General features: G+C 58.7%; 9 protein-coding genes and 1 pseudogene. All 10 read left to right on the top strand.

The window, feature by feature from the left end:
* The first annotated feature begins 168 nt into the window (after positions 1-168).
* The 10 genes and pseudogenes from HHJ06_RS08215 to HHJ06_RS08175 all read left to right on the top strand — a co-directional run bounded on the left by HHJ06_RS08215 (position 169) and on the right by HHJ06_RS08175 (position 12,158).
* Positions 169-1,164, top strand: coding sequence for an EpsG family protein (locus HHJ06_RS08215; RefSeq protein WP_215428860.1), 996 nt, complete (start codon positions 169-171; stop codon positions 1,162-1,164).
* Positions 1,161-2,279, top strand: a complete 1,119-nt coding sequence (locus HHJ06_RS08210; RefSeq protein ID WP_215428859.1) for a glycosyltransferase family 4 protein — start codon at positions 1,161-1,163, stop codon at positions 2,277-2,279. The genes HHJ06_RS08215 and HHJ06_RS08210 overlap by 4 nt, the downstream gene beginning before the upstream one ends.
* Positions 2,276-2,887 carry a sugar transferase gene (locus HHJ06_RS08205; protein ID WP_251841467.1) on the top strand — a complete coding sequence of 204 codons (612 nt, stop codon included), beginning with the start codon at positions 2,276-2,278 and terminating at the stop codon, positions 2,885-2,887. The genes HHJ06_RS08210 and HHJ06_RS08205 overlap by 4 nt, the downstream gene beginning before the upstream one ends.
* Positions 2,884-3,114, top strand: a pseudogene (locus HHJ06_RS11940) (serine acetyltransferase); the annotation flags it as partial. The gene HHJ06_RS08205 and the pseudogene HHJ06_RS11940, both read left to right, overlap by 4 nt.
* A gap of 441 nt (positions 3,115-3,555) precedes the next feature.
* Positions 3,556-4,671 carry a DegT/DnrJ/EryC1/StrS family aminotransferase gene (locus HHJ06_RS11935; protein ID WP_343206611.1) on the top strand — a complete coding sequence of 372 codons (1,116 nt, stop codon included), beginning with the start codon at positions 3,556-3,558 and terminating at the stop codon, positions 4,669-4,671.
* Positions 4,672-4,931: 260 nt separating this feature from the next.
* Positions 4,932-6,668 carry a UDP-N-acetylglucosamine 4,6-dehydratase family protein gene (locus HHJ06_RS08195; RefSeq protein WP_215428857.1) on the top strand — a complete coding sequence of 579 codons (1,737 nt, stop codon included), beginning with the start codon at positions 4,932-4,934 and terminating at the stop codon, positions 6,666-6,668.
* Positions 6,669-6,703: 35 nt separating this feature from the next.
* Complete coding sequence (locus tag HHJ06_RS08190; RefSeq protein ID WP_215428856.1) at positions 6,704-7,474, top strand: polysaccharide biosynthesis/export family protein; 771 nt, start codon at positions 6,704-6,706, stop codon at positions 7,472-7,474.
* Between the two features lie 4 nt (positions 7,475-7,478).
* Positions 7,479-9,872 (top strand): GumC family protein, encoded by a 2,394-nt coding sequence (locus HHJ06_RS08185; RefSeq protein ID WP_215428855.1) that lies wholly within the window; start codon positions 7,479-7,481, stop codon positions 9,870-9,872.
* Positions 9,873-9,882: 10 nt separating this feature from the next.
* Positions 9,883-11,013 (top strand): glycosyltransferase, encoded by a 1,131-nt coding sequence (locus HHJ06_RS08180; RefSeq protein WP_215428854.1) that lies wholly within the window; start codon positions 9,883-9,885, stop codon positions 11,011-11,013.
* Positions 11,010-12,158 carry a glycosyltransferase gene (locus HHJ06_RS08175; RefSeq protein WP_215428853.1) on the top strand — a complete coding sequence of 383 codons (1,149 nt, stop codon included), beginning with the start codon at positions 11,010-11,012 and terminating at the stop codon, positions 12,156-12,158. The genes HHJ06_RS08180 and HHJ06_RS08175 overlap by 4 nt, the downstream gene beginning before the upstream one ends.
* Positions 12,159-12,163: the final 5 nt, after the last annotated feature.

Genomic DNA, 12,163 nt, shown 5'->3' with positions numbered 1-12,163 from the left:
TTAGAGTACGCCCGCGTCCTTTTTTGCCTTGGCATGTGTTTTGACTTTGTTCCCATTTCCGTATACACAGCATTATTTAACTGGACTGTTCTTTTTTTTGTGCTGTTTGCCGTATATCAGGCGGGAACGGGAGGCATCTATTCCCATTCCGCGGCCCGGCTGGACAGTATGGCCGGGATTTTGTTCGTGCTCGCCCTGATCCTGTACATGGGAGCGCGGCCCGTAAGCGGGGAGTTTGGAGACACCATCAATTACGCCGCGGAATTCCGGACCCTTCAGGAGGGGGAAGCCGGGGACTGGAAAGCCCAGCTGACGGGGATGAAGGGGGAATGGCTCTTTGCCGTCATCCTGCATGCATGGGTGCAACACGGCAACGTGCATGACTACTTCCTGACCTGTGCCGCGGTGTATGTGGGGGCGCTGGCGCTGGCCAGTTACAGGATTTTCGGCATCAGGTGGTTCATCCCGTTTCTGATTGCGTGCGCCATGTTCACCTTCTGGGTGTATGGCGTCAACGGCATCCGCAACGGCATGGCCGCCTCCGTGATGATTCTGGGCCTGACGTTCCGGAAAAACCTCAAGATGCTGCTGCTGTTCGCCGTGCTGGCCGTCAGCCTGCACAAGTCCATGATGCTGCTGGCCGCCGCGGGCGCCCTGGCCTGGTTTGTGACGGACACGCGGTATTACGTGGCGGCGTGGCTGTGCTGCATCCTCGCCGTCATTCTGGCCGGGCCCGCCATTGGGGAAATGATCGCCTCCTCCGGCTTTTTCGATGATCCGCGCCTGACCCTTTACATCAACCAGGCTGATGAACTGAAGGCTTCCTCCGCCTTGTTCAGCAGCGTCGGCTTCCGCTGGGATTTCCTGATTTACAGCGCTCTGCCCATTGCCTCCGGCTGTTACTTCCTGTTCAGGGAGGAATACCGGGACGTGATGTACACGTGGCTGCTGAACATTTACATTGCGGCCAATGCGTTCTGGATTCTCTGCATGTACGCGGCGTTCAGCAACAGGTTCGCGCAGCTCTCCTGGTTCCTGATGGGCTTTGTCTTCATCTATCCCTTTTTCAAGCAAAGGTTCTGGGCGGACCAGGAGAAGAAGCTGGCCTGCTTTATCCCGGCGATCTACGTCTTCACCTTTTACATGAATATTTACAACGCATGAAAAAGAAGCTCATCAGGGTGGCGGCGGCCTCCATCTCCCTGGACCTGCTGCTCAGGGGACAGTTGAATTACCTGAACGGGTTCTTTGACGTTCTTGCCGTGGCTTCCCCCGGTGAGGAACATGAACGCATCCGCCGCCGTGAGGGCGTGCCTACCGTGGAGCTTGAGATGGAACGGTCCATTTCCCTGTGGAAGGATTTGAAGAGCCTGTGGCGCCTGTTCCTGCTGTTCCGCAGGGAACGCCCGTGGGGGGTGCACTCCCTCACGCCCAAGGCCGGGCTGCTGAGCATGATGGCGGCGGCCTTTGCCCGTGTTCCGGTCCGTGTGCATACCTTCACCGGCCTGATTTTCCCCTACCGGAAGGGAGCCTTCAAATGCCTGCTGAAGCAGATGGACCGCCTCATCTGCCTGTTTGCCACGCACGTCATTCCGGAGGGGGAGGGCGTCAGGAAGCTCCTGATGGAGGAGAAGGTGACGGGCAAGCCGCTGGAAATCCTGGCCCACGGCAATATCAACGGCATAGATACGGACTATTTCCGCCGTTCCGGCTGCCGGAGGGAAATGAGGGAGCGGCTGGAATTGCCGGAGAACGCCGTGCTGTACGTTTTTGTGGGGAGGATTACGGGAGACAAGGGCATCCGTGAGTTGCTGGCCGCGTTTTCCGCCCTGCGCGCGGAGGAGAAGGGGGCGCCCGTTTTTCTGGCGCTCGTGGGCTGGACGGAGGATTATGCCGGGGAAGAACTGGATGTGCCCGGCGTGTTCCGCCCCGGTTTCCAGGAGGATATCCGCCCCTGGCTGGAAGCTGCGGATGTGTTTGTGCTGCCCAGCTACCGGGAGGGTTTCCCCAATTCCCTGCTGCAGGCGGGAGCCATGGAGCTGCCCTCCATCGCCACGGACATCTGCGGGTGCAATGAGATTGTGAAGGACGGAGTGAACGGCTTGCTGGTCCCGGCCCGGGATGAAGAGGCGCTGCGCTGCGCCATGGCCTCCCTCAGGGATGACCCGGAACGGCGCAGGAAGATGGGCGCGGAAGCGGCCCGGCAGGTGGAAAGCAGGTTTACCTGCCGGATCGTTTGGGAAGCCCTGCTCCATTTTTACGGGAGGGCAGCGGCATGATTTACGGGAAGTGCATCAAGAGGGCGCTGGATTTTCTCATCGCCCTGGCTGTCCTGGCGGTTCTGCTGGTTCCTTTTCTCGCGCTGATGGCGCTTCTGGCCCTGGCGAACCACGGCACGCCGTTTTTCCGTCAAACGCGGCCCGGTCGCCACGGCAAGTTGTTCCGGATTGTCAAATTCAAGACGATGACGGATGAAAGGGACGCCTGCGGGGAATTGCTGCCGGACAAGCAGCGCCTGACGCGCACAGGGCGGCTGGTGCGTTCCCTGTCCCTGGATGAACTGCCGCAATTGTTCAATGTGCTGGCGGGGCAGATGAGCTTCATCGGCCCGCGGCCCCTGCTGCCGGAATACCTGCCCCTGTACACGGCGGAACAGGCGCGCCGCCATGACGTGAGGCCCGGCATTACGGGCTGGGCCCAGGTGAACGGGCGCAACTCCATCAGCTGGGAGCGCAAGTTTGAACTGGACGTCTGGTACGTGGACCACCTGAGCTTCCTTCTGGATGTCCGCATCATCTTTTTAACGCTGGCGAAGGTTGTTCAACGCCAGGGAATCAGCGCTGAAGGAAGCGCCACCATGGAAAAATTCACAGGTTCCGGAAAATGAAGAAAAATATAGCGATTATAGGCGCCGGGGGCTTCGGCAGGGAAACGGCCTGCTGCCTCAGGGCAATCAACGGGGAGTCTCCCTCCTGGAATTTGATCGGCTTCTTTGATGACGGAGTTCCCGCCGGAACGGAAAACGAGTACGGCCGCGTGCTGGGCACGGTGGAAGAGCTGAACGCCTGGAAGGAGCCTCTTTCCGTCGTGATCGCCATTGCTTCCCCCAGGGCCCTGGAACGAATTTCCGGCCTGCTGGACAATCCGTTGCTGGATTTTCCCAACATCATTGCCCCGGACGTGAAATTCTATGACCGTGACCGGGTAGCCATGGGGAAGGGGAATATCATCAGCTTTGGTCACATCTTCAGCTGCCACGTAGCCATGGGGGATTTCAACCTGTTCAGCTGCGGCTCCCTGATCGGCCATGACGTGACGCTGGGGAACTGGAATGTGGTGGCCAACGGCTGCAAGGTATCCGGAGGCGTGACGCTGGGGAATGCCAATTTCCTGGGCGCTGCGTCCGTGGTGCTTCCGTGCCGTACGGTGAAGGAAAACGTGGTTCTGGGCGCCAATTCCACGCTGGTGCGTGACGCCCTGGAGGGCGGAACGTATGCGGGCTGTCCCGCGGCGCTGAAAAAGAAGCCGTCTCCGGCGCAGGAAAAGAAATCCACTATCTGGCTCTCCCTGGCCAGCACGGGGGAGGCGGAGGAAAAGTTCGTGCGTGAAGCCTTTGAATCAAAATGGGTGACGACGGTAGGGCCGAACGTGGACGCTTTTGAACGGGAGCTGGAGGAATACCTGCGGGAAACCCATGTGGTGGCCCTGGCGTCCGGCACCTCCGCCCTTCATCTGGGCCTGGTGATGCTGGGAGTGGGGCCGGGGGATGAAGTCCTCTGCCAGTCCATGACGTTTGCCGCCTCTGCCAATCCCATCATTTACCAGGGCGCTTCACCCGTGTTTGTGGACAGTGAGGAGAGTACCTGGAACATGTCCCCGGAACTGCTGGAGGAAGCCGTCCGGGACCGCATCAGGCAGACGGGCCGCACCCCTAAAGCCATCATTCCGGTGGACCTGTACGGGATGCCCGCCCGGATGGAGGAAATCATGGAGATTGCCGGGAAGTACGGCATTCCCGTGCTGGAAGACGCCGCGGAAGCGCTCGGTTCCGAGTACCGGGGGCGCAAGTGCGGAGTGTTCGGGACCTACGGCGCTTTTTCCTTTAACGGGAACAAGATCATCACTACCTCCGGCGGGGGCGCCCTCTGCTGCCCGGATGAGGAATCCCGGAACAGGGTCAAATTTTACGCCACCCAGGCCAGGGACCAGGCGCCGCATTATGAACACACGCACATTGGCTACAATTACCGCCTCAGCAACGTGTGCGCGGGCATAGGCCGCGGCCAGATGCTCTCCCTGCCTGCCTTTCTGGAAAAAAGGCGCGGCATCCATGAGGAATACCGCCGCCGCCTTTCCGGCGTGCCGGGGCTGGCCCTGCTGGAAAATCCGGATGCCCGCTACCATTCCAACCACTGGCTGACCTGCGTGCAGATCAATCCGGAGGAGGCCCGTTTTGACCGGGAGGAGCTGCGGCTGGCCCTCCAGAAAGCCGGCGTGGAGAGCCGCCCCCTCTGGAAGCCCATGCATTTGCAGCCCGTGTTCCGTTCCTGCCCGTTTTACGGTTCCGGGGTGTCGGACCGCCTGTTTGACCAGGGCCTGTGCCTGCCTTCCGGCGCTTCCCTGACCGGGGAGGACATGGACCGCATCATTCACGTTATTGCCACCCTTTAGATTTCATGCTTATGGACCAGACTAATCACAGTCCCATTGCGCGATTCCTCTATTACGCAAGACATTATTTGTTGAATTCCAGTGAAAAATTCGTTTTCGCGCTGGATTTGGCCGTTTCATCGGCAATGACGATGGCCGCCTGTTTCTACTGCCGTTTTCTATATAGAGGAAACTGGTTGATTCCCAATATTCAGTATGTCTTTTTCATAGATCTGGTGATCACCGGCGTTGTCCTTTGGCATTCGGGCATTTACAGAAGCATGATCCGGTTCACGACCCTGAAGGACATTCAGAAGCTGCTTGGGGCCATCCTGTTGGCATGCGTGCTCGTGAGCCTCACGTATTTTATCCTGTGGCCTTCCTATTACAAGGTGCACTTTGCTGCCGTAATTTTTAACTTCATGCTGTCCAGCCTGGCGCTGATCGGGGGACGGCTGGCCTGCATCGGCGGCAGGAACTGGCTGGAGAATTTCCATGAGGATAAGTCTATTTCTTCCATTACCACCTCTGGGCGTAAAAGAGTCGTTCTGGCCGGGAAGCTGGATGCCTGCCTGCTGAAAGCCTCTCTGATCAGGAGCCTGAAGAGTGAAAATTTTGAAATTGTGGGCATTCTGACGTCTGAAGAGCAGGCGGATGGGAAAGAGATCAGGAATATCCCCGTCCGTTTTGTACAAGATACTTCCGAGGTGGATAAGGCTCTAAATGTATTCAAGGCCTCCGCCATTATTTTTGTGGGGAAAGATGATCTGCTGAAAGATAAAAAACTGGCAGACGTGTGCCTGGAAAAAGGAATTGAACTGATGATTTCCCACGATCAGATCCAATCATTTCACGAGTATTCCGGTGTTGCCGTGGATGAAGTGCAGATTGAAGACCTGCTGGAGCGGGAGGAAATCAGCATTGATATGGAGAAGATTTCCGGAGGCATCAGGGACAAGGTGGTGATGGTGACGGGCGCGGCGGGGTCCATAGGCAGCGAGCTGGTCAGGCAGGTGTGCCGGTTTGCTCCGGGCCGGATCGTTCTGCTGGACCATGCGGAAACTCCCCTGTGGCTGGTGCGCCAGGAGGTGGAAAAGCTGTATCCCCGGATTTCCGTTGCCACTTCCATCACGAACGTCTGCCACCGCCGCCAGTTGGAGGAGTGCATGAAGCTGCACCGTCCGGAGTTGATTTTCCATGCCGCCGCCTACAAGCACGTTCCCCTGATGGAGGAAAACCCGTGCATAGCCGTGGTCAATAACGTGAAGGGAGTCATGCACCTTGCATCCCTGGCCGCCAGGTACGGGGTGCAGCGCTTCGTCATGGTCTCCACGGACAAGGCGGTGAACCCAACCAGCGTCATGGGGGCCACCAAGCGCCTGGCTGAAATGTACGTGCAGAGCCTGGGGGAACACCTGAGGCAGAAGTACGGGAAAGGCTCCACCGTGTTTATCACCACGCGGTTCGGCAACGTGCTGGGAAGCGCCGGTTCCGTGATTCCGCTGTTCAAGGAGCAAATCAAAAAGGGCGGCCCGGTGACCGTCACCCATCCTGAAATGATCCGCTATTTCATGACCATTCCGGAAGCCTGCCACCTGATCCTTCAGGCCAACGCGATGGGGAAGGGCGGGGAGATTTTCGTCTTTGACATGGGAGAGCAGGTCAAAATCGTAGAGCTGGCCAAAAAGATGATCCGCCTGGCCGGGCTCTCCCCGCTGAAGGATATCCGCATTGTCTTTACCGGACTGCGGCCCGGCGAGAAACTTTATGAAGAACTTCTGACGGACTATGAACATACGCTGGAAACCCCGCACCAGCGCATCCGTATTTTCGAGACCCGGAAATATGACATGTCCGAGCTGAAGGAAGCCTTTGAAGAACTGGTGCGCCATGCGGAATCCAACCACCTGGAGGAAACCATCCGCGCCATGAAGCAACTAATCCCCGAATACAAAAGCAATAACTCACCTTACCAGAAATACGACTACCTGGACCTGAAAAAGCCTCTCTCCATCTAACACCTACTCAATCCAATCCAATGAAATACCTTAATATGTTCCGTCATCCCGTCCTCTGGAGCCGCCTTCTCGCAGCGGGCCTCCTGCTGGGCGCGCTTCCCGCCTGCGTCAAGCCTGAAGAAGTCAACTACGTCCAGGACCTGGTGCTGGACCAGAAAGCGGCCATCGGGAAGGAATATAAGATCGTCATCAAAAAAGACGACCGCCTTTTCATTTCCGTCAGCAGCAAGAATCCTACGCTCGCGCAGATGTTCAACAAGGACAGCGGCAGCGTCTCCAGCCCCCGTGATGACGAGCGCGGCTACTTCGTGAATACGGACGGGGACATCGTGTTCCCCGTTCTGGGGAGGATCAAGGCTGCGGGCAAGACCTGCATCCAGCTGGCGACGGATATTGAAAACGAGATACTCAAGGAAGGCTACATCAAGGACCCGGCGGTCAGCGTGCGCCTGATGAACTTCAAATTCTCCGTTCTCGGGGAAGTGTCCAAGCCGGGCAGCTATGAAATCAAGGGGGAACGCCTGACTCTGCTGGAGGCGCTGAGTAAGGCCGGGGACCTGAACATGGACGGCAACCGTGACATTTACATCATCCGGGAGGCAAACGGAGAACGCATTGCGTCCAAGGTGGACCTGCGGAGCAGCAACCTGTTCCATTCCCCCTATTATTACATCCAGCAGAATGACGTCATTTACGTCACTCCGTCAGACAGGAAGGTGAATACCCGCAGCGAGCAACTCCAAATTTATCCCTACCTGATTTCCGGCACCTCCATTGCCATGGTCATTCTGGCCTTCTGCATTTAATCCCATGAAAGCCCTCTCTCAAAAAACGGAATCCCTGGACGGCGGCGGCAGTGCGCCGCCGTCCCTGCTCCCCAGCCCGAAGGTCATCATGGGCCGGATTGTCCGGAACTGGTACTGGTGCGTGCTTTCCCTGGCCGTCTGCCTGCCCCTGGCCTATCTGTACGCGGCCAGGCAGCCACAGGTTTACGGGAAGGCCACCACCATTCTCGTCAAGGAGGATTATCCGAAGGAATCCGTGGCCACCACGGTGCTGGCCTCCACCAATGGGATTGTGAATACGGCCACCACCAATCTGGACAATGAAATCTTCCTGCTCTCCTCCCATTCCCTGCTGGAAACCGTGGTCCGGAACCTGAAGCTGGACGTGACTTACTGGAAGAAGAACAAATTCCGCAAGGTGGAGATTTACCAGGACTCCCCCATTGCGGTGCGGTTCACGCAGGAGGGAGCGGCCCCTGACGCCAGGTTCCAGGTGGTTCCCGTGTCCGGAGAGGAATTCCGGGTGGAGAAAAATGTGGGCGATTCCGGGCATCAGGAGAAAACCGGCACCTTCGGCAAGGAGATTCAGTTTGACTCCCAGACGTTCACCGTGGAGAAAACGCCCCGGTTTAACGACGGCAGCCTGAACGTTCCCGTGATTGTCAGGAGAACTTCAGTCAGGCAGGCGGCGCTGGGCCTGGCGGGCGGCCTGACCGTTAAAAAGGCGAATGGAAAGAACAACCTGATCAATATTTCCATGCGCTGCAATAATCCGGTGAAGGCGGAGCGGATTCTGCACAGCATTGTCCATTTTTACAATGAGGCCTCCCTGAAGGAGAAAAACACGCGCGGAATGAAAACGAACCAGTTCATTGAGGAGCGTCTGGACGTCATCAGTGAGGAAATGCAGAAGAATGACCTGTCCATTGAAGACCTGAAAAAGGAGACCAATGTTCTGACGGACCTGTCCACTGCCCTCACGGAGGAATATGAGAACAGCATTAATGACAAGAAGGACCTGAGGGAGCTGGACCTGGAGATCAAGTCCATTGAATACCTGAAAGATTACCTGGAGCAGGAGGCGGAGCATGATTCCAGGCTGGTGCCCATCAATGCAAAGATAGCGGACATGGGCATCCGGGACCAGATAGGCGTTTTCAATGACACTCTGCTGAAAAGAACGAGCCTGAAGGTGAACGCCGGGGACAACAACCCGATTGTCCGGGAGCTGGAAGCCAACTTGAGCTCCCTGAAGGATGCGCTGAGGCGCTCCGTGAATAATTACTATACGTCCCTGCTGGTCAAGAAGAAGAACGTGGAGGACCAGCATGAAATGACGCGGGAGCATATCAGGACCGTCTCCAGCCGGGAACGGGACGTCAACCACATTGAACGGGAGCAGCGCGTCCGGGAATCCCTGTACGTCTTCCTGCTGAACAAGAGGGAGGAAAATTCCCTGGCCCTGGCCGCTACGGAAGACAATGCCCGGATGGTGGACGCCGTGCGCGGCGGGAACGGACCGCTGGAGCCGAACGTGGCTAAAATCCTGATGGTGGGTTTTCTGGCGGGGATGGCTATTCCGGTGCTCCTGTGCGTGATTGCGGCGGTGCTGGATTCCAACGTGAAGCGCCGGGAGGAAATTGAAACCCTGACCGCCATTCCCGTTTACGGGGAACTGCCCCGCAAGCCGCGGAAGCTGAAAAACCAGGAGATTGTGGTGAATCTGGAAGAGCCTTCCGAATTGTCCGAATGCTTCCCCCTGCTGGCGGAGCGCATGGTGTCCCTTTCCGACGAGAACGGCGGAAAGCCCCTCAGCGTCCTGGTTACCTCCTCCTGTTCCGGGGAAGGGAAAACCTACCTCTCCGTGAATCTGGCCGTGTCTCTTGCCGTGGCCGGAAAGAAGGTCCTGCTGATGGATATGGATTTGAGGAAGGGGACGCTCAGTTCCCTGCTGGGCGGGGCCGGGAAGCCCGGCATGGGCGATCTGGAACAGGCGGGGGAAGGCGGCTGGCGTTCCCTGGTGGAGAAGTCCTCCGTTTCCGACCATCTGGATTATCTGTTTGCCGGAACCCTGCCGGACCATCCCTCCCGGCTGCTGCTGCATGACCGCATCCGGAAGCTGATGGAGGAATTGAAGGAACAGTATGATTTCATCTTCATGGACTGCGTTCCCTATTCCTCCCTGGCGGATGCCCGCATTGCCGCCCGGCTGGCTGACGCCACGCTGTACGTCATGCGGGCCGGATGCGTGAAGAAGCGTGATCTGGCCGGACTCCAGAAGATATGGAAAAACGGGGAACTGAAACGCATGGGCATTGTCCTGTGCGACGTGGAGCCCCAGGGCCGTTCTTCCCGGAAGGCTGCCGTGTACAGGAGCCTGGATACTGCCTCCCCGTGCGAGGAAAATAATTCGCTTTAGGATACCGTTCATGCCGCGCGCCCGTTTAAAAGTCCTGTTTCTGGTGGAATCCCTGGCCGGGGGAGGGGCGGAGAAAATTCTCTCCGGCCTGGTGCGCGGCCTGGACCGGGACCGGTTTGACGTGACGGTGTGCACGGTGGTGGATTGCGGCCCGTACCGGGAGGAAGTGGGGAAGCATGCGCGTTACCGCTCCATCGTAGGGGGCCGGGGATTGCTTTACCGGATCAGGTACGCGCTGGTGTACCGCTTTTTGCCGGCGGCCTGGATTTACAAATGGGGCGTTGCCGGGGATTATGATGTGGAGGTGGCTTTCACGGAAGGGCTGCCTACGCGCCTTCTGGCGGCCGCGCCGGAGGGAAAATCCCGGAAAATCGCCTGGGTCCACGTGGACCTGGAAGCGCGGCCCTGGACGCAGGGGCTGGTATTCCGGTCGCTGGAGGAGGAAAAAAAGGCGTATGCCCGTTTTCAAACCGTGGTGCATGTGTCGCAAACCGTCCGGGAGGCGTTTGAACGGCGCTTTGGGCCGCATGCGGGTTCCGTGGTTCTGCACAACCCGGTGGACCGGGATGCCGTGCGTTCCGGAGCCGCCGCGGGGGACGTGCCGGAAAAGAAGCATTTCCGCTTTATTTCCGTGGGGCGTCTGGAGGAGCAGAAGGGCTTTGACCGTCTGGTTGCCGCGCTGGCCCGGTTGAGGGAGCGGGGATGGCAGGCGGAACTGGTGATTCTGGGGGAAGGGAGCCGGAGGCGGGAGCTGGAAGGCCAGGCTGCCGCCCTGGGCGTGGCGGACTCCGTGCTGATGCCCGGTTTCCTGGGGAATCCCTACCCGTGGATGGCCTCGGCTGATGTATTTGTGTGCAGTTCCCGCAGTGAGGGAATGAGCACCGTGGTCACGGAGGCGCTGGCGCTGGGCGTGCCCGTGCTGGCCGTGGAGTGTTCCGGCGTGCGTGAGCAGCTTGGCATGGGAAGGTTCGGGCGCATCGTGGAGAATGATGAAGATGCGCTGGCTGCCGGAATGGAAGACTTTTTATCCGGCAGGGAATCCTGCGGAGTCTGGCGGGAGCGGGCCGCGCTGGGAGGCGAGGCGGTTGTTTATGAACGCGCCGTGCGGAAGGTGGAACAGGTATTGGAGGGAATGGCATGAAGAAAGTAGCCTTTTTTGTCAACAGCCTGTCTGGCGGAGGGGCGGAAAAGATTCTGCAAACCCTGCTGAACCGCTGGAACGGGGACCAGTGGGAGGTGGTCGTTTATTCCATTAAGAAGGAGGACATTCCGTCCGGCTACCCCCGGAATGTCTCCGTCCGGTTTTTATTTGATGCCCTCCGGGAGGAGGACGGGCCGTGGAGCCGCCTGCGGGTCAAGGTCAGGAACGGGCTGAAATTGCTGGTTTACAGGCATTTTCCCCCCTCCGTCTTCTACCGCCTGTTCATCCGCGGAACCTATGATGTGGAGGCGGCCTTCATTGAAGGCTACGCCACGCGGATAGCCGGAGGCTCCCCCCATGTCGGAAGCCGTAAGCTGGCCTGGGTCCACATTGACCTGGGCGCCAACCACTGGACGCTTCCCGCCTACCGGAACGCTGAAGAGGAAAAAGCCGTCTACCGCTGTTTTGACACGGTGGCCTGCGTCTCCCGGAATGTCCGGGAATCCCTGCTGGAGCTGATGGGGCCTTTGCAGGATGCGCGGGTGGTTTACAACCCCGTGGATGTTCCGCGCATCAGGGATAAAGCCGTGGAATCCGTTCCGGAACGTCCGGACGGGACGGTGCTTTTCTGCGCCTCGGGGCGGCTTGTTCCGCAGAAGGGTTTTGACCGGCTGGTGACGGCCTGCCGCTACCTGGCGCGGGAGGGCTTCTCCTTCCACCTCTGGATTCTGGGAGAGGGACCGGAGAGGGAAACGCTGGAAACCATGATCGCGGAGGGGAATTTGCAGGACAGGATCACGCTGCTGGGGCACCGGGAAAATCCGTATCCCTACGTGAAGGCGGCGGACTGGCTGGTTTGTTCCTCCCGCAGCGAGGGGTATTCCACCGTGATTTCCGAGAGCCTGATCCTCGGCACGCCCGTGGCGGCCACCCTCTGTTCCGGAGTCCGGGAACAACTGGGAGACGGGGAATTCGGGCTGGTTGCGGAGAACCATGTGCTGGGGCTTTACCGTGCCCTGGAAGATATTCTGACGGGAAAGGCTGACCACCGGGACTACCGCGGGCGCGCGCTCCGCGGCGGAAGCCGGTTTGACCTGGATGAACAGATGAATGCCGTGAAACGGCTTTTTGAAGAAACGCGTTGAATAGC

It is taken from the genome of Akkermansia muciniphila, from assembly GCF_018709685.1.
In the GTDB taxonomy this organism is placed as follows: Bacteria; Verrucomicrobiota; Verrucomicrobiia; order Verrucomicrobiales; family Akkermansiaceae; genus Akkermansia; species Akkermansia muciniphila_E.
This window is presented reverse-complemented; position numbering and strand designations above follow the sequence as displayed.

Bases quoted from the DNA above. Each gene is read 5' to 3' on its own strand.
- HHJ06_RS08190 (WP_215428856.1), top strand. From the start codon at position 6,704: ATGTTCCGTCATCCCGTCCTCTGGAGCCGCCTTCTCGCAGCGGGCCTC.
- HHJ06_RS08195 (WP_215428857.1), top strand. From the start codon at position 4,932: ATGATCCGGTTCACGACCCTGAAGGACATTCAGAAGCTGCTTGGGGCC.
- HHJ06_RS08175 (WP_215428853.1), top strand. From the start codon at position 11,010: ATGAAGAAAGTAGCCTTTTTTGTCAACAGCCTGTCTGGCGGAGGGGCG.
- HHJ06_RS08185 (WP_215428855.1), top strand. From the start codon at position 7,479: ATGAAAGCCCTCTCTCAAAAAACGGAATCCCTGGACGGCGGCGGCAGT.
- HHJ06_RS08215 (WP_215428860.1), top strand. From the start codon at position 169: ATGGCCGGGATTTTGTTCGTGCTCGCCCTGATCCTGTACATGGGAGCG.
- HHJ06_RS08205 (WP_251841467.1), top strand. From the start codon at position 2,276: ATGATTTACGGGAAGTGCATCAAGAGGGCGCTGGATTTTCTCATCGCC.
- HHJ06_RS08180 (WP_215428854.1), top strand. From the start codon at position 9,883: ATGCCGCGCGCCCGTTTAAAAGTCCTGTTTCTGGTGGAATCCCTGGCC.
- HHJ06_RS08210 (WP_215428859.1), top strand. From the start codon at position 1,161: ATGAAAAAGAAGCTCATCAGGGTGGCGGCGGCCTCCATCTCCCTGGAC.